12 protein-coding genes are annotated in these 17,546 nt (G+C 56.5%); 5 read left to right on the top strand and 7 right to left on the bottom strand.

Translation table 11 applies throughout. The features are described 5' to 3' along the window. Nucleotides 1-13: 13 nt before the first annotated feature. Nucleotides 14-1,624, bottom strand: coding sequence for a (2,3-dihydroxybenzoyl)adenylate synthase EntE (gene entE, locus J4728_RS04535; protein WP_208211392.1), 1,611 nt, complete (start codon nucleotides 1,622-1,624; stop codon nucleotides 14-16). Between the two features lie 9 nt (nucleotides 1,625-1,633). Beyond that, a complete protein-coding gene (gene entC / locus J4728_RS04530) occupies nucleotides 1,634-2,809 on the bottom strand; it encodes an isochorismate synthase EntC (RefSeq protein WP_000367601.1) in 1,176 nt (391 codons plus the stop codon). Between the two features lie 308 nt (nucleotides 2,810-3,117). Between entC and fepB the strand changes: the two genes are divergently transcribed. Then, entirely contained in the window at nucleotides 3,118-4,074 is a 957-nt protein-coding gene (gene fepB / locus J4728_RS04525) for a Fe2+-enterobactin ABC transporter substrate-binding protein (RefSeq protein WP_001238992.1), read from the top strand. 62 nt (nucleotides 4,075-4,136) lie between these two features. Here fepB and entS read toward each other — a convergent pair whose 3' ends face one another. Then, complete coding sequence (entS, locus tag J4728_RS04520) at nucleotides 4,137-5,381, bottom strand: enterobactin transporter EntS (RefSeq protein WP_001081661.1); 1,245 nt, start codon at nucleotides 5,379-5,381, stop codon at nucleotides 4,137-4,139. A 110-nt stretch (nucleotides 5,382-5,491) separates the two neighbouring features. On the opposite strand from entS, the gene fepD reads away from it, so the two are divergent. From fepD to fepC, 3 genes are read left to right on the top strand one after another with little or no spacing between them, the layout of a single operon-like run. Next, on the top strand, nucleotides 5,492-6,499 hold the full coding sequence (gene fepD / locus J4728_RS04515) for a Fe(3+)-siderophore ABC transporter permease (protein ID WP_001277879.1): 1,008 nt from the start codon (nucleotides 5,492-5,494) through the stop codon (nucleotides 6,497-6,499). Further along, a complete protein-coding gene (fepG, locus tag J4728_RS04510) occupies nucleotides 6,499-7,488 on the top strand; it encodes an iron-enterobactin ABC transporter permease (protein ID WP_208211390.1) in 990 nt (329 codons plus the stop codon). Before fepD ends, fepG begins: the two co-directional genes overlap by 1 nt. Then, entirely contained in the window at nucleotides 7,485-8,279 is a 795-nt protein-coding gene (gene fepC / locus J4728_RS04505) for an iron-enterobactin ABC transporter ATP-binding protein (protein WP_208211305.1), read from the top strand. The genes fepG and fepC overlap by 4 nt, the downstream gene beginning before the upstream one ends. Before the next feature lie 52 nt (nucleotides 8,280-8,331). On the opposite strand, the gene wzz(fepE) is transcribed toward fepC, so the two are convergent. The 4 genes from wzz(fepE) to fes all read right to left on the bottom strand — a co-directional run bounded on the left by wzz(fepE) (nucleotide 8,332) and on the right by fes (nucleotide 15,062). Continuing rightward, nucleotides 8,332-9,468, bottom strand: coding sequence for an LPS O-antigen length regulator Wzz(fepE) (gene wzz(fepE), locus J4728_RS04500; RefSeq protein ID WP_001139584.1), 1,137 nt, complete (start codon nucleotides 9,466-9,468; stop codon nucleotides 8,332-8,334). 249 nt (nucleotides 9,469-9,717) lie between these two features. Then, nucleotides 9,718-13,602, bottom strand: a complete 3,885-nt coding sequence (gene entF, locus J4728_RS04495; RefSeq protein ID WP_208211302.1) for an enterobactin non-ribosomal peptide synthetase EntF — start codon at nucleotides 13,600-13,602, stop codon at nucleotides 9,718-9,720. Then, the gene (locus tag J4728_RS04490; protein WP_000396006.1) at nucleotides 13,599-13,817 is read right to left on the bottom strand and encodes an MbtH family protein; all 219 of its coding nucleotides are present in this window, start codon (nucleotides 13,815-13,817) and stop codon (nucleotides 13,599-13,601) included. The genes entF and J4728_RS04490 overlap by 4 nt, the downstream gene beginning before the upstream one ends. Nucleotides 13,818-13,847: 30 nt before the next feature. Beyond that, nucleotides 13,848-15,062 (bottom strand): enterochelin esterase, encoded by a 1,215-nt coding sequence (gene fes, locus J4728_RS04485; protein ID WP_208211299.1) that lies wholly within the window; start codon nucleotides 15,060-15,062, stop codon nucleotides 13,848-13,850. Nucleotides 15,063-15,250: 188 nt separating this feature from the next. Between fes and J4728_RS04480 the strand changes: the two genes are divergently transcribed. After that, nucleotides 15,251-17,506 carry a TonB-dependent siderophore receptor gene (locus J4728_RS04480; protein ID WP_208211296.1) on the top strand — a complete coding sequence of 752 codons (2,256 nt, stop codon included), beginning with the start codon at nucleotides 15,251-15,253 and terminating at the stop codon, nucleotides 17,504-17,506. Nucleotides 17,507-17,546 lie beyond the last annotated feature (40 nt).

The raw sequence follows: 17,546 nt of genomic DNA, 5'->3' as shown, positions 1-17,546 counted from the left end.
CTCTCTTTCTCCTTCAGAGCGGTGAACGTGACGCCAACCGCTGGCGTAATTGTTTTTTATCGACTTTACCAACCGGCGTCAGCGGCAGTGACGCAACGCACTCCACGCGATCCGGTAATTTAAATTCCGCCACGCCCTGCTCTCGCAGGAAACGGCGAACCTGTACCGCTCGCAGCGGCTCTTTTACCACCAGATATGCGCAACTTTTTTCCCCCAGCAGTTCATCTTCCATGCTGACCAGCGCCGCATGGATCACCGCCGGGTGGCGTAGTAACAGGTTTTCTATCTCTTCGGCGGCTATCTTCTCGCCGCCCCGATTGATCTGATCTTTTTCACGCCCGTGAACGGTGATGTAACCGTCTTGATCAATGGAGATCAGATCGCCGGAACAGTAAAAACCGTTGGCGTCAAAGGCGCTGGCATTGTGTAGCGGACTGTTGAAATAGCCGCGAAAAGTATAGGGGCCGCGCGTCATCAGACGACCAATCTCGCCCGGCGGCAGTGGATTCCCGTCGGTATCCGCCACCCACACTTCGTCGTCCGGACACATGGGTCTTCCCTGGGTATTGATAATCCGTTCCGGACTATCGTCCAGCCGGGTATAGTTCACTAACCCTTCCGCCATGCCGAAGACCTGCTGCAACTGACAGCCAATTTCAGGCGGAATACGGGCGGCCAGCGTCGCAGAAAGCCGCGCGCCGCCAACCTGCAATAACCTTAATGACGCCAGCGGCGCATTGCCGCCCCACTCCTGGATAGCCTGTAGCCATAGACTGACCGCGGGCGGCACCAGCGCCGTGGCATTAATCTGGTGTTTTTCGATCAGCGGGAAACAGAGCGTGGCGCTAGGATCGGTCGTCAGCACTACCGTTCCTTTGGCGAGAAAAACGCCCAGCGCGCCCGGCGAACTCATGGCGTAGTTATGCGCGGCGGGAATCGCGCACAGAAAACGCGTCTCCTCGTTGAAACCGCAAATCTCATTGCTGCGGCGCACGCTGTAGTAATAGTCGTTATGGGTACGGGGAATAAGCTTTGGCGTGCCGGTAGTACCGCCGGAAAGCTGAAAGTAGGCCACTTCGTCAGCAGGTGATGGCGTGGCGGTGAAATCTTCCGCCGCCTGCCGCATCGCCGCGTCCAGGCTGTGATCGCCGTCGTCGTTGCGCAATAACACCACCCGCACAGAGCGGTGTTCAGCCACAAACGTGTTGAGAAAGTCCTCCCCGGCGAACAGCGTATGTTGGCGATCGGCAATCACCAGCGTCGGCGCGATCTGCATCGCATAGGCGTTAAGTTCGGTACGTTGATGGCTAAACAGCGCCAGAACGGGCGCTACGCCAAGCTTCAACAGGGCGAAAAAGGTGATATACAGTTCCGGTACATTCCCCAGTTGCACCAGAGCGGTTTCGCCAGGTTTGATGCCCTGATGGCGTAAACTGCAGGCCAGATTATCTGCGGCCTGGTTGAGCTGGCGATAGCTGAATGCGCGCTCGCCTTCAATGACCGCCGTCTTGTCGCTGCCAGCGTGGCGGGTCAGAATATCGGTCAACGGCACGTCTTGCCAGTAGCCTTTTTCACGATAACGGCGGGCAAATTCATCCGGCCAACGGGTGAAAGGTATACGCATCATCGTTCCTTAATGCAGTCCAAAAACGTTCAACATCGTAGAGAGCTTGACGCCGGTTTCCCGCCACTCGCCGACTGGCGAAGAGGCAGGGACAATCCCGGCGCCAGCGAACAGGCGCACCTGATTACCGTGCAATTTCGCACAACGAATCGTCACTACCCACTCGCCGTTTCCTTCGGCATCGCACCAGCCGACAATGCCGCCAAACAGTTCACGATCGAACGGTTCCAGTTCAGCAATCAGCTTTTTCGCGACCTGATGAGGGAAACCGCTTAACGCAGGCGTTGGATGCAGCAGACAGGCCAGCGTCAGCGCGTTTTCTCCGGCGTTGGCCTTGCCCTCAAACGGCGTACCGAGATGCCATAGCGTCGGCGTGGTGATCAACTGCGGAGAGGAAGGTAATTGCAGTTCCGTGCTGCGATCGCGCAGGATCTGCTTCATCGCCTGCGTCACCAGCTCATGTTCATGGCGATCTTTTTGTGAAGCCAGCAGTCGGTTTCCCGCTTCGCGATCCAGAACGTCATCCGGCTGTCGACGTGCCGAGCCTGCTAACGGCAGCGAACTAAACCGCTCGCCCTCTTTGCGTAGCAGCAATTCGGGGCTGGCGCCCAGCAGAACGCCGCCATCCGCCAGTGGCACATGGAAGTTGTAACTAACTGGATTCTGCGCAACCAGCCGCTCCAGCAATGCTCCGCTATCCACCGCCACATCAGTGGTGATATCTATCAGCCGGGAAAGCACCACTTTATCGACGTCTGGCGTGGCGGTCAGCATAGCCGCGCGTGCGACCATCGCTTCAAAAGCATCCTGCTCCGGAATCGCCTTTCGCGCCGTCACCGTCAGCGACTGATGGTCAGTAAAATAACGCGCCGTGCGCTGCTTTTGCTGGCGGGAAAAGGACTGCCACGCCATCGGGATAAATAGCGACGACGGCTGACGAGTATCAAAGGGGATCGCCCCCACCAGGATAGGGTTGGCGATGCCCTGCGATTTGGCCTCGGCAAACTGCTGGCGCAATTTCTGCTGGAAAGGGCTATCCGGCGAATCGCCGGCAACCGCAGGCTCGGTATAACGGGCGAAGCACCCGGAAGTGGTAAAACTGCGATACGGCGACATGAAGAAAAAGCGATCGGGAGCAAGCGTTGCCATTGTCTCCTGAGCGTCCTCGGCCAGTGACATATCCATATCATCCTCCAATGATAAAGGCTTATATACACTTCATCTTTCAAGCTGCCTCTTTGTTGGCTGCGATCAGAAACCCCGGTCACACAGTTATCTATGCTCGCGGGGATTTCTTCCCTTGCCGTTGCGATGCTTCTTGAATGATTTTGTGTATAATAATGATTATTATTTCTATTTTTAGTGCACTAACCTAAGAGTAAAACGTCGCTCTGTCAACTCTGGTCATGAGTTAAATGGCACTAAGGCTTGCATCTCGCTGCCGCTGACATGAAAATGAGAAGCATTAACTTTATTAATAACAGGACGCTATTGTGAGACTCCCCGCCTTTTATCGTTGGCTGCTTTTAGTGGTTGGTTTATCAATTTCAGGAATATCCTTAGCCCAGGACGCCGGTTGGCCCCGGCAAATTCAGGACAGCCGCGGCGTTCATACTCTGGACCACAAACCCGCGCGTATCGTCTCTACCAGCGTGACGTTGACAGGCTCGCTGCTGGCGATTGATGCGCCCGTCGTCGCCAGCGGAGCCACTACGCCGAATAACCGCTTTGCCGACGATCAAGGGTTTATGCGCCAGTGGAGCGACGTAGCAAAGGCTCGCCATGTCGCCCGGCTGTACATCGGCGAACCGAATGCCGAAACGGTCGCCGCGCAAATGCCGGATCTCATTTTGATTAGCGCCACCGGCGGCGACTCCGCGCTGGCGCTTTACGATCAGCTCTCCGCTATCGCGCCGACGCTCGTCATCAATTATGACGATAAAAGCTGGCAGAGTTTGCTCACGCAGCTTGGCGAGATCACCGGTCAGGAGAAACAGGCCGCCGCGCGAATAGCGGAATTTGAGGCGCAACTGACGACGGTTAAACAGCGAATCGCCCTGCCGCCGCAGCCGGTTAGCGCGCTGGTGTATACCCCTGCCGCGCATAGCGCCAATCTGTGGACGCCAGAATCAGCACAAGGCAAGCTATTGACGCAGTTAGGCTTTACGCTGGCGACATTGCCCCGAGGGCTGCAAACCAGCAAAAGCCAGGGTAAGCGCCACGATATCATTCAGCTTGGCGGTGAAAATCTGGCCGCCGGGTTAAACGGCGAATCTCTTTTCCTGTTTGCCGGCGACAACAAAGATGTCGCGGCCCTTTACGCCAATCCGCTGCTGGCGCACCTGCCAGCGGTGCAAAATAAGCGCGTCTATGCCCTGGGTACGGAGACGTTCCGTCTGGATTATTACAGCGCAACATTGTTGCTTAACCGGCTTGCCGCCCTGTTTTAGCCTTATCGGAGTCTTATCCGACTGACCAGACCGATTTGGTCAGTCGGATAAACGCCCCTTCATCAGCCAGCATCGCTAACCGGCGGCGTCTGGCGAAAACGGCGTAGCTCGCCCAGCACTAACAGCAGCAACAAACCGATAATCACCAGCCCGAATCCACTCACGCTCGCGGAAGCGACCGGCGTCATCATTGCGCCAAGACCGCCTAACAGCGCCGCGCCGATAGCGTCTCCCGTGACGTTTTGCGCGGTCCACAGGCCGTTCATTCGCCCCAGCATATTTTCCGGCGTCTGGGTTTGCAGCAGGGTGTATTGTAATAACGAACTGATGGCGCTAAGCCAGCCAAACAGCGCCAGACAGATAACACCTGCGATCCAGACCGGCATGATGGCGAACAGCCCCACCGCCAGAAAAGAACCGACTGTCGAAACCAGCATAATGAGCCCCGGACGAACGCTATGCGCCAGTTGTCCGCTGGTCAGCGCGCCAATGGCCGCCCCCAGCGGAATTGCCGCATACAGCAAACCGATTTGCGCCGCCGACATCTGCCAGCTCATCGCCAGCGCCGGATAGAGGACGCGTACCGCGCTTGCCATCGTCACCAGACCGCCAAGCAGCGCAATACCGCCGATAAGCGGACTGGCGAGCAAAAAACGAAATGCCGCCAGTAACGCGATAAAAGGATTTTCCCGCGGCTGCGGAGGAACAGGCAGTCGCGGCAGCGTCAGTAGCGGCAATAGCGTAATAAACGTCCCAGCGGCCGCCAGCCCATAGTTCCAGGCTACACCGCCGCTGGCAAGCAATATGCCCCCCAACATCGGGGAAATAACCGATCCCAGACGTACCGTCAGCATGGTAATCGCGCCAGCCTGCATCAGATTTTCTCTTCCGACCAGCGCTGGCGTCGCCGCCAGTAACGCGGTCACGCCCAGAGACGCGAAAAAGCCGTCCCACAGGCCAAGGAGATATATCGCCAGCAATGAGGGTTCCGGCAACAGCGCGTTCACGCACAGGCCAATAAAGCCAATACCGCAAGTACCGCGCGCCAGCAGAATCACCTTTTTGCGTTCGTAGCGATCGGCCAGTACACCGCCCACCATTAAGCCAATAAACATGGCGCCGCCGGTTAACGTTACCGACAGTCCTACCTGCCAGGTGGAGTGCGTCATCATTTGGATCTGTACCGGAACCGCCACGCCAAGCAGCCCCAGCGAGACAATAGAGATAAAACGGGCCAGAAATACTGCGCGAAATGCAGGGTGCGTCTTCAACAGGCTGAGATTGAGCAGCCAGGATTGTCGATTCATTACAACGCCTTAATGCGAGTTTTTTTAAATATCCATTCAATGGCTGCACATGCTAACATAACCAAATAAGATAGATAACGATAATTACTATCATTATCAGGGAAGTTACTATGTCATGCTCGTTTTCCGTGACGCGCGCGTTTGCCGTGCCCGGATTGTTGTTATTACTGAGTCTCGCCGCGGTTTTAAGCCTGGTCATTGGCGCGAAACCGCTGCCCGCCGCCGTCGTGCTAGAGGCGTTCACCGGCGTGTGCCAAAGCGCCGATTGCACCATCGTCCTGGATGCGCGTTTGCCGCGTACGCTGGCCGGATTACTGGCAGGCGGCGCGTTGGGCCTCGCCGGGGCGCTCATGCAAACACTCACTCGTAACCCGCTCGCCGACCCGGGGATTCTGGGCGTTAACAACGGCGCCAGCTTCGCCATTGTACTGGGCGCGGCGCTGTTTGGTTTCTCCACGCCGCTGGAGCAGCTTTTCATGGCATTTAGCGGCGCGCTTATCGCATCGCTGATTGTCGCCTTCACCGGTAGTCAGGGCGGCGGCCAGTTAAGCCCGGTCCGCCTGACACTGGCGGGCGTGGCGCTTGGCGCGGTACTGGAAGGACTGACCAGCGGCATCGCGCTGTTAAATCCAGAGGTCTATGACCAGCTTCGCTTCTGGCAGGCGGGATCGCTGGACATTCGCAGCCTGCAAACGTTGAAAGTCGCGCTTGCGCCCGTGGTTATCGCTGGGATCGTGGCGCTATTTCTGAGCCGTGCGCTGAACAGCCTGAGCCTCGGCAGCGATACCGCGACGGCGCTGGGGAGTAAAGTGGCGCGCACCCAACTTATCGGTTTACTGGCGATTACCGTCTTGTGCGGCAGCGCAACGGCGCTGGTCGGCCCTATCGCCTTTATTGGTCTGATGATGCCGCATATGGCGCGTTGGCTGGTGGGCGCAGACCACCGCTGGTCGCTGCCAGTGACGCTACTGGCAACCCCTGCTCTGCTGCTTTTTGCCGATATTATTGGTCGTCTGTTGGTGCCGGGCGAACTCCGCGTATCGGTTGTCAGTGCGTTTATCGGCGCGCCGGTACTTATCTTTCTGGTACGCCGTAAATCGAACGGAGGCGGCCTGTGATGTTTCTTTCTCGTCGGCTTATCGTAAGTTGCCTGCTTCTGGCGGCTGGCTGCTTCGCCATTGGCTTATGGAGCCTGCAAAGCGGCGCCGTGCCTCTTGAGACCGGGCAGATTATTGCCGCGCTGCTGGGCGACGCGCCGCGTAACATCACCCTTGTCGTAACCGAATGGCGACTACCGCGCGTATTAATGGCGTTGCTGATTGGCGCTGCGCTTGGCGTCAGTGGCGCGATTTTTCAGTCGCTGATGCGTAACCCGCTAGGCAGCCCTGATGTAATGGGCTTTAATACCGGCGCCTGGAGCGGCGTACTGGTCGCAATGGTCCTGTTTGGCCAGCATTTTACCGCGATCGCGCTGGCGGCAATGGCGGGCGGTATCGTCACGTCATTGATTGTCTGGCTGCTCGCCTGGCGTAACGGGATTGAAACTTTCCGGCTGATTATCATCGGTATCGGCATCCGCGCGATGTTAGTCGCCTTTAATACCTGGCTTCTGTTGCAGGCGTCGCTGGAAACGGCGCTCACCGCCGGCTTATGGAACGCCGGGTCGCTCAACGGTCTGACATGGGCAAAAACCTGGCCTTCGGCGCCGCTGATTATTGTAATGCTGACAGGCGCCGCGCTACTGGTGCGTCGTATGCGGCTGCTGGAGATGGGCGATGACAGCGCCTGCGCGCTGGGTGTTAGCGTGGAGCGGTCACGCCTGATGCTGATGCTGGTGGCGGTGTCGCTCACCGCTGCTGCAACGGCACTGGCTGGCCCCATCTCGTTTATTGCCCTTGTCGCGCCGCACATCGCCCGTCGTCTTAGCGGCACAGCGCGCTGGGGATTAACCCAGTCGGCGCTGTGCGGCGCGTTATTACTACTGGCCGCCGATGCGTGCGCGCAGCAACTGTTTATGCCTTATCAGCTTCCAGTGGGCGTGGTCACCGTCAGCCTCGGCGGTATTTACCTTATCGTCTTGTTAATTCAGGAGTCCCGCAAAAAATGACCGAATCCGTAGCCCGTTTGCGCGGCGACCAGTTAACGCTGGGTTATGGCAGCTATACCGTCGCAAAAAACCTTAATGTTTCGATTCCGGACGGCCATTTTACCGCCATCATCGGCCCTAACGGCTGCGGCAAGTCGACGTTGCTACGTACGCTAAGCCGTCTGATGACGCCTGTTGACGGCCATGTCTGGCTGGATGGCGAACAAATACAGCGTTACGCCAGTAAAGAGGTGGCGCGGCGCATCGGATTGCTGGCGCAAAACGCCACCACGCCGGGCGATATCACCGTACAAGAGCTGGTCGCCAGAGGGCGGTATCCGCATCAGCCGTTATTTACCCGCTGGCGCAAGGAAGATGCCGACGCCGTCGCCAGTGCCATGCGTGCAACAGGTATCACCTCACTGGCGACGCAAAGCGTAGATACTCTGTCCGGCGGCCAACGTCAGCGGGCGTGGATAGCCATGGTACTGGCGCAGGAAACGTCCATCATGCTGCTGGATGAGCCGACAACGTGGCTGGATATTAGCCATCAAATTGATTTGCTGGAATTGTTAAGCGATCTCAACCGCAAAAAAGGCTATACGCTCGCCGCCGTCCTGCACGACCTGAATCAGGCCTGCCGATACGCCACGCATTTGATTGCATTACGCGAAGGTAACATTGTCGCGCAGGGCGCGCCGAAAGAGATTGTTACCGCAGAGCTTATCGAAAAAATCTATGGGCTGCGCTGTATGATTATCGACGATCCGGTTGCCGGGACGCCGCTGGTGGTACCGCTGGGGCGGCGATAGTCGCCCACACAGATGACAAAGCCGGATATCGCTATCCGGCTTTTCGGGTAAATCAGACTAACCGTTCATCTATCGCCAGCGCGTTTTCCATTTTACGCGAGACCATCGCGTGACGCAGTAATACGCCGCCGCAGGCCATCATACCGCCAATCAACGCCGCCAGGATAATAATGATGGCTTTACCCGGGCCATCTTTTTTCACTGGCAGAGACGGCGACAGTTGATATTTAAACGGGGTAAACTTCACGTCACTCACATTCATTGCCGCCAGTTGTTCAACATGGTATTGACGGTTACGCAAATCACCGTCGATCTCGGCCACGTCCGTTACCCCTTTTTCAATTTCCAGTTTGCGGGAAATACCATCCGCGCCGAGAGAAATAGAAAAATCCGGATCATCTTTTACCGCCTGACCATTGCTGTAAACCGGTCTCTTAATACCGGCGGCGTTGGCGATTTCCAGCGAATAATGAAGACGTTGAATATTGGCATCAAGCTGATTTTTGAGACGCACCCGATCCATCGCCAGCTTTTCCTGCTCATAGCGGGTTTTGATTTCCAGCTGGTTACGAATATTTTCCAGCGTCTCTTTCACGACGATATCGGAGATGTACTGAATATAGCCAGCCAGCACTTTTTGCGCTTCTTCCCGCGTCGGCGCGGTAAAACTCAGCGTCCACGACGTGAATAACGACGTTTCATTTTTCTTGCCGACATTACTGTCCACCGCTTTCATTTTTTCGCTCAGCAGGACAATCGCCCGGTGAAGATCCTGCTCGTCTATTTGCGCGCCTTTTAATTGATCCATGACATACGGAGAAGAACGAAGATATTCTTCCAGCAGCGAGGGCGAGCTAAACTTTTTAATAAACAGATTAAATACGCTGCCCCGATCAACGCTTACCTCCATATCCAACACGCGCAGCGCGGTCAACGTTCTCTCCAGCCCCTGCCACTGTACCGACTCCGCCGGTGTGACAATCGCCTGGCTGGTCCATTTTTGCGGCAGCAGAAAGGACAGAAGCAACCCCACGCACGCAAAGGCGAAAACGGTAGCAAGAATACGACGTTTCGCCTGCCATAACACCTCTATAAGGCTAAACAAATCGATTTCATGACTGTTGGCGGGCGGCAGTGAGTAACCTGCAAATGACTGATTTTTTTCTTGTTTTACATTAAGAGATGGCATGCCGTATGACCTGAAAACTTTATCCAATGAAAGAACACATTCCTGTCAGAGATTCTAACAGCAAGTCAGAATTATCCGAAACAATCTTTACGCGCCAGTGCCCGAAAAGCTAAATATTCGGAATTAAACTTGCCTGTAGCATGTATCACTTATGTTAAAAGAATTAATAGTTGCAATAAAAAACCCATAATAATTAGTCATTATTATGGGTTTCAGGATTTAATTTGTTAAAGGCAGAAACAACGCCCGTTATTTATTAATAAGTTCGCTGATGATGGGCCCGATAGTTTCAAAAGCGGAGGGAGAAATAATATCTACATGCGCGCACGGCTGGCGATAAATAGCCAAAGAAGCTATCCACGGCGACCAGCTCTGTTCAGGCGATACGCCTTCCGGCACCGTTTTATCCGCCACAAAGAGCGTAGCATGTCCATCAAACGGTACGCTATGCGCCGTCGTCAGCAAACGGACGGCATCCGCATAATTGCCTTCAATGGCGGTAAATAAGGCGTCGGAGGCATTTCCCTGCTGCGCGGCGACAAACGCAGCGCGTTCACGTTCAATTTCCGCCAATACGTCCGGATTGAGGCCATTCGCCTCTTTTTCCCGCCAGTTTTGCGTTTCCGGCGGCCAAGTGTCCAGTAACCCCAAAAACGCCACGGTTTCGCCGCGCGCGCACAACCGGGCGGCGATCCCTTGCGCCAGCGTCCCGCCCAGCGAATAGCCTAATAAATAATAAGGGCCATGCGGCTGCCGGGCGAGCAAAGTCGCCAGATGATGTTCACATACCTCATCAAGGGTGGTTGCGGTTTGCATAGGGCCAGCGGGGCGCGGCGACTGAATCCCCATAATCGACCACGACGGGCTGAGATAGCGTGATAATACGCTAAATTGCCAGGCGAACCCCGACGCCGGATGGAAACAAAATAACGTTGGACCATCGCTTTCACGCAGCGGCAACAGCGGCCCGAACCCCAGATTGCGCGAGCGTTCGTCATCGTCAGTATCGAGCAGCTTACTTAACTGCGCCACGTCAGACGCCACCATCACCTGCCCCGGCGTCACCTGGCGGTTAAACGTCTGGCTTAGCTGCGCGGCCAGTTTCATCGCCAGCAGCGAGTGTCCGCCCAGCGCAAAGAAATCACTTTCAACATCATTAATCTCACAGCCCAGCAGGCGGGAAAACGCCGCGGCGACAGCAATCTCCGTTGCGGACTGCGGCGCACGCCCTTTCACGCGCGGCGTCAGGTCCGGCAGCGGCAGGGCTTTGCGATCCAGCTTGCCATTAGCGCTAAGCGGCAAACCGGCAAGTTGCAACAACACAACCGGCACCATATGCGCGGGAAGTTTTTGGCGTAATTTTTCCTGCAGCGCCGGTAAATCCAGCGGCAAACCAGAGTGCGACACCAGATAGCCGACCAGTTGCCGGGCATCCCCGCCCGTCGCCGCCGCCTGATTAAAGACGCAGGCATGTGCTACCGCCTGTTCAACATCCGGCAGCGTTTGCATGACGCGGTCAATCTCGCCCAGTTCAATACGTTGCCCCCGAATTTTGAGCTGATCGTCGCTGCGCCCCAGGTACTCCACCGCGCCGGAATCCAGCCAGCGCGCCACATCTCCGGTACGGTACATCCGTTCGCCTGGCGCAAAAGGATCGGCGATAAAACGGCTGGCGGTAAGATCCGGACGCCCCAGATAGCCCTGCGCCAGTTGGATACCGGTAAGATAGAGATCGCCAGCCACGCCCGGCGGCACCGGCTGCATATGCGCATCGAGAATACGTAAACCGGTATTCCAGACGGGATAACCAATCGGGATACTGTTGCCGTCAACAGCCGCCAGCTCATCGCCACAGGCCGGATACCAGCTCACATCCACCGCGGCCTCCGTTGGCCCGTACAGATTGTGTAGCGGCGCGTTGGTTAACGTCTCCCATTCGCGGCACAGCGCCGTCGGCAGGGCCTCGCCGCTACAGAAAACGCGCTTTAAGGAAGCGCAGCTTTTCCCAGCCGACGCTGGCGTGAGCGAGGCAATAAAGGCCGCCAGCATCGACGGCACAAAATGAGTGGTCGTGACGCCGTATTGCGCAAAGAACCGCTGCATCGCGAGCGGATCGCGGTGCGCTTCCGGTTCAGCCATCACCAGTTTCGCCCCGGCGATAAACGGCCAGAAAAACTCCCATACTGAGACGTCAAAACTGCACGGCGTTTTTTGCGCTACTACATCATCCGCCGTCAACGGATAGTGATCCTGCATCCACAGCAACCGGTTGACTATCGCCGTTTGTCCCACCATCACCCCTTTCGGCCTGCCCGTCGAACCAGAGGTGAAAATGATGTAAGCGGTATGATGCGGTAACGACAGCCCCAGCGGAGTGGCGTCACTGGCCGGTAGCGGTTGGCTATAACACAAATATTCCATCCCCGGAATATCGTGAAAGCGCGCCAGCTGCGCCTGAGTCGTAATTAACAGTTTCGGCTGCGCATCTTCCAGCATCATTCGCAGCCGATCGTCAGGATAACCGGTATCCAGCGGCAGCCAGGCGGCGCCCGCCTCGACAATGCCATGCAGCGCTAAGGTCAGGAAAACCGACCGCGGCAACGCCACCGCCACGCTATCGCCAGGCTGAACGCCGCGTTCCCGCAGCGCGTACGCCAGCGCCACAACCTGTTCGCGCATTTCACGGTAGGTAAAGTGATAATGCGCATCTGCCAACGCGGAAGCCTCTGGCGTTTTTTGCGCCTGCTGCGCCACCAAATCGCTAAGCGTGGCGGCGGGAATCGTTACCGCCGTATTATTAAGGTGTGTTAATTGCGTTTGTTCTTCCGCCAGCAGCATTTGCGCATCGCCGCAGCACAGCGCCGGGTTATCCGCAAACTGTGTGATAAGCGCCATCAACCGTAAGGCATGGCGGGAGAGCGTGGCGCCATCGTAACGCTGTGCATTCGCCAGCAATTCAATATCCAGACCGCCGTTTTCATCCGGAAAAAGCGCCAGTTCAAGATCGTTAACCGGCCCCGTCGCCAGGGTATGGGTTTGCGCCTGTATACCAGGAAGATCCAGATGATAATCAAATACTTTTATGTTGAGCACCGGGCCAAATAGCGGCGTTTCCCCTGCAGCTCGCCCGCTATCGCGTACAATCTGTTCGGCGTCGTAACGCTGGTGGCGGCGCATCTTCTTTAACTGCACCGCCAGACGCTTCGCCAGCGTTGGCAGATCTTCCGTCGCATAAAGGTTAACCGCCAGCGGCAACACGTTAAGGACAGGCCCGGTCGCCGTTAACGCCGCCGAGCCCATCCGCCGCATAAAGATAAACCCGGCGGCATAATCCATTCGCCCGCATAATCGTCCCAGCCACAACGTCACCAGCGCCAGGGCAAGATCCGCTCGCGGTATCTCAGGCATGTGCGCCGCCAGTTGGCGAAACGCCCCCGCCGGCGCGCTCAATTTCATACGCAGAATATCCGCGCTCGCCGACCGCCCCGGCAACGGCGCGGCAGAAATTGACGCCGGCGGCGGCAGCTCGCGGCGCTGCTGCGCCCAGAAGGCGCCGTCACGCTGCCAGGCCTCGCTCTGGCGATAGCGCTGATATTCCTCGACCACATCCGCAAAGGGGGTAAAAGGCGACTCCGGCGTAGGGGCGTCGCTCTGCCAGGCACGATAAATCGCCGCAATCTGGCGGGTTATCGCCGGGAAACTAAAGCCATCCACCAGCAAATGGTGATAGCGCTGATACCAATACCAGCGGGTATCATCAATGCGGATTAACTGGTGAAACGCCAGCGGCTTACCGCTATCTGCGCGCAGGTTTTGCCGTAAATCCGCCTGCATTAACGCCAGCGCCGCGTGATGCGGATCGGGATGGTCGCGTAAATCGGCAATCGGGGGCTCGCCGAAGGTGTGCTCAGGATCTATCCATTGCCAGACCTCGCCGTTCTCTTCGGTAAAACGCATCCGTAGCGTATCCGCCTGTTGCATCCCTACCGCTACCGCTTTTGCCAGCAAGGGGGCATCCAGCTCGCCATTCAGTTCCACGTAGTGCGCCACGCTCCAGGCGGAGGGTAAATCAGAGAGTTTTTCCGCCATCCAGATCCCCGGCTGGGCGGCGACTAACGGTAAACGCTGCGTCATTTCGCCTCCTGCTTATCGGCATAATGCGCCGGATTCAGTGTTGTCCAGCGCGTATTAAGCCACTGCTGGCACGCGTCCTGCGATTGCGGTTCGCATACCACGTCCCAGCCTGCGGGAAGCGCACATGCCGCTGGCCAAAGGCTGAATTGACGCTGCGCATTTTGCAGGATGTAAAACTGTCCCTGCGGATTATCGAAGGGATTACTGAACTCCATACTCAACTCCTGTCATGGACATGTGCCCGGTTAAAGCGTGTCGATAAGCGGCTGCCAAAGCAGCATCAGCCCTTGCGTTAGCCCGCCGCGCCAGCAAAGCGCATCGTGTCCGCCGTCAACCTGACGCCAGAAAATGGACTGCTGCGAAGTATTCAGTTGGGCATAAAGCGCCTGATTCGCCTGAAACACGATCGGCTCACGCACGCCGGCTTCCAGTACGATACGCAGTCCGCGCGCGCATAATGCGCCGGTTTTCAGCCGGGTAATGACTTCCCCCTCCGGCGGGGTGATGCGATGAGGCCACCAGAACGATCCTGACTGGCTCAGTACACAGCCAAAACGCGTCGGCCAGTTCAGGCCGGCATACAGCGCCGACAGGCCGCCAAAACTCTGTCCGGCGACCACCGTTCGCCCGGCATCATCGCTAAAAGGCGTCACGGCTCTGACTTGCGGCAACAGTTCCTGCTGCACCGCCAGCCAGAAGTCGGCATTGCAGGGCAACTCCTGGCTGCGGTGTTGAGTATCAATCGCGTCAATCAGCAGGTAGACGGCACCGGGAAGCAGGCGTTGATGAGTCAGCGAGGCGAGCGCGGGCCAGACGGGCATATTTTCTGCCCAGAATTGACCGTCCAGCAGAATAGCCAACGGTCTTTCCTCCGGCGCCTCGTCTCCGGTCGTCAATATCCATACGCGGCGGGAGTTACCCAGACGTGCGCTATGCCACTGCATCATCAAAGGCGGCGAGTACGGCGTTTCAGGACGATCCCATCCCGGCTGAAGGGGCGCATCCGGCATTTCCAGCGCTGAAACCGCATGACCACGCCCTCCCCGCCAGCTTTGCGAATTAAGCGGGTCGGCAATCGCCTGCGGTAATAGCTGTCGCCAGCCTTCACGCAGCACGTTCCGATCGGGCGTTTCGCCCGGCGCAAAAGCGGCAAAAACGTCATCGCGTTCGGTAGGAATAAAACAGTAGCTGCCGCGCCAGTTAGCGCTAAGCACCGTACTCCAGCGCCAGACATCCGTTCCGGCAATACGCGCCATCGTCTGAGGCTGCGCGTTTTGATGATGATCGGTTACGCCAGTGATGTAGACCCAGACACGCCGTATCGGGGAGTGTGTTTCGTTTCCCTGCGGGTCGCGCCACCAAAAAGTGACCCGATAATTTCCGTCTTTTTCCCGTATCCATTCCGGCCCGGTTTTCGTCCTCCACCAGGCCTCACTTCCCGTTGCCAGCGCCTCTTTCATTATAACCCTGTGTTTATTATGAATTTTGTATATAAAAGGTGAAATATATTGATAATATTATTGATAACTATTTGCATTTGCAATAGCGTATTGTCGCGCTATGGGACGCGCGAACACAATTTCACCACCCGGCCAATGCCTTTGACGGGCGCTTTGGCTTATGTGGCTAAAGAAAAGCAGGATATACAATGAACAAGAAGATTCATTCCCTGACCTTACTGGTCAATTTAGGGATTTACGGGGCCGCTCTGCCCGTGATGGCGGAAGACAAAACCGATAGCGCTGCGCTCACCAATGAAGACACCATCGTGGTGACCGCTGCCCAGCAAAACCTACAGGCGCCAGGCGTATCCACCATCACCGCCGATGAGATCCGCAAAAATCCGCCCGCGCGCGACGTGTCAGAAATCATCCGCACCATGCCGGGCGTAAACCTGACCGGCAACTCCACCAGCGGTCAGCGCGGGAATAACCGCCAAATCGATATTCGCGGCATGGGGCCGGAAAACACCCTCATCCTGATAGACGGTAAACCCGTCACCAGCCGTAACTCGGTGCGCCTGGGCTGGCGCGGCGAACGCGATACCCGCGGCGATACCGCGTGGGTGCCGCCGGAGATGATCGAACGCATTGAAGTGCTGCGTGGCCCTGCCGCTGCACGTTTCGGTAACGGCGCGGCGGGTGGCGTGGTCAATATCATTACCAAAAAAGGCGGTAGCGAGTGGCACGGTTCCTGGAATACCTATTTCAACGCGCCGGAACATAAAGACGAAGGCGCGACCAAACGCACTAACTTTAGCCTGAACGGCCCGCTGGGCGGGGATTTCAGCTTCCGTCTGTATGGCAACCTCGACAAAACGCAGGCGGATGCGCGTAATATTAACCAGGGGCATCAGTCTGAACGTACCGGGAGTTACGCCGACACGTTACCAGCCGGACGCGAGGGGGTCATTAACAAAGATATCAACGGCGTGGTTCGTTGGGATTTTGCTCCGCTTCAGTCTCTGGAGCTGGAGGCCAGTTACAGTCGCCAGGGCAACCTCTATGCCGGTGATACTCAGAACACCAATACGAACCAACTAGTGAAAGATAATTACGGAAAAGAGACGAACCGCCTCTATCGGCAGAACTACTCTCTGACCTGGAACGGCGGCTGGAATAATGGCGTAACCACCAGTAACTGGGTGCAATACGAACATACCCGTAACTCCCGGATGCCGGAAGGCCTGGCAGGCGGCACCGAAGGAATTTTCGATCCCAAAGCATCGCAAAAATATGCCGATGCCGATTTGAATGACGTCACCCTACACAGCGAAGTGAGCCTTCCTTTCGATCTGCTGGTCAATCAAAACCTGACGCTGGGTACCGAATGGGCCCAACAGCGTATGAAAGACGAGCTCTCCAACTCGCAAACCTTTATGGGGGGAAATATCCCGGGTTACAGCAGTACCAATCGTAGCCCCTATTCAAAAGCGGAAATTTTCTCTCTGTTTGCTGAAAACAACATGGAACTGACCGACAGCACCATGCTGACGCCGGGGCTACGTTTCGATCATCACAGTATTGTGGGGGATAACTGGAGCCCGTCCCTCAACCTGTCGCAAGGTCTGGGGGATGACTTTACCCTGAAAATGGGAATCGCCCGCGCTTATAAAGCCCCGAGTCTGTACCAGACTAACCCAAACTATATTTTGTACAGTAAAGGTCAGGGTTGCTACGCGACTGGCGCGGGTACCGGCATCGGCTGCTATATGATGGGTAACGATGATCTGAAAGCCGAAACCAGCATCAATAAAGAGATCGGTCTGGAATTTAAACGCGATGGCTGGCTGGCCGGCATCACCTGGTTCCGCAATGATTACCGCAATAAGATCGAAGCGGGTACGGTGCCGTTGCAGCGTATCAACAACGGCAAAACGGATGTCTATCAGTGGGAGAACGTGCCGAAAGCGGTCGTTGAAGGTCTGGAAGGCACGTTAAACGTACCGGTTAGCGACACCGTCAACTGGACGAATAACGTTACGTATATGCTGCAGAGCAAAAACAAAGAGACCGGCGAACGCCTGTCGATCATTCCACAGTACACGCTTAACTCAACCCTGAGCTGGCAGGTACGTCAGGACATTTCTCTGCAATCGACCTTCACCTGGTACGGCAAACAAGAGCCGAAGAAATATGATTATCAGGGTAACCCCGTTACCGGAACAGATAAGCAAGCGGTCAGCCCATACAGTATTGTTGGCCTGAGCGCGACCTGGGACGTGACCAAAAATGTCAGCCTGACCGGTGGCGTGGATAACCTCTTTGACAAACGTCTGTGGCGTGAAGGTAACGCGCAAACCGTCAGGGATACGCAAACTGGCGCTTATATGGCGGGTGCTGGCGCGTACACCTATAACGAACCGGGACGTACGTGGTATATGAGCATTAATACCCATTTCTGATGGCAACCTTCCCTCCCTCATTCGGGGAGGGAATTAGCAA

This window comes from Salmonella sp. 32070601201500089SM, from assembly GCF_017573605.1.
In the GTDB taxonomy this organism is placed as follows: domain Bacteria; phylum Pseudomonadota; class Gammaproteobacteria; order Enterobacterales; family Enterobacteriaceae; genus Salmonella; species Salmonella enterica.
The sequence above is the reverse complement of the archived record's forward strand: the minus strand, read 5'-3'. Positions and strand labels throughout refer to the sequence as shown.

Excerpts from the sequence above, each read along its gene's own strand:
- fepD (WP_001277879.1), top strand. The coding sequence starts at position 5,492 with ATGTCATGCTCGTTTTCCGTGACGCGCGCGTTTGCCGTGCCCGGATTG.
- J4728_RS04480 (WP_208211296.1), top strand. The coding sequence starts at position 15,251 with ATGAACAAGAAGATTCATTCCCTGACCTTACTGGTCAATTTAGGGATT.
- fepC (WP_208211305.1), top strand. The coding sequence starts at position 7,485 with ATGACCGAATCCGTAGCCCGTTTGCGCGGCGACCAGTTAACGCTGGGT.
- fepG (WP_208211390.1), top strand. The coding sequence starts at position 6,499 with ATGTTTCTTTCTCGTCGGCTTATCGTAAGTTGCCTGCTTCTGGCGGCT.
- fes (WP_208211299.1), bottom strand. The coding sequence starts at position 15,062 with ATGAAAGAGGCGCTGGCAACGGGAAGTGAGGCCTGGTGGAGGACGAAA.
- J4728_RS04490 (WP_000396006.1), bottom strand. The coding sequence starts at position 13,817 with ATGGAGTTCAGTAATCCCTTCGATAATCCGCAGGGACAGTTTTACATC.
- entE (WP_208211392.1), bottom strand. The coding sequence starts at position 1,624 with ATGCGTATACCTTTCACCCGTTGGCCGGATGAATTTGCCCGCCGTTAT.
- entF (WP_208211302.1), bottom strand. The coding sequence starts at position 13,602 with ATGACGCAGCGTTTACCGTTAGTCGCCGCCCAGCCGGGGATCTGGATG.
- entC (WP_000367601.1), bottom strand. The coding sequence starts at position 2,809 with ATGGATATGTCACTGGCCGAGGACGCTCAGGAGACAATGGCAACGCTT.
- entS (WP_001081661.1), bottom strand. The coding sequence starts at position 5,381 with ATGAATCGACAATCCTGGCTGCTCAATCTCAGCCTGTTGAAGACGCAC.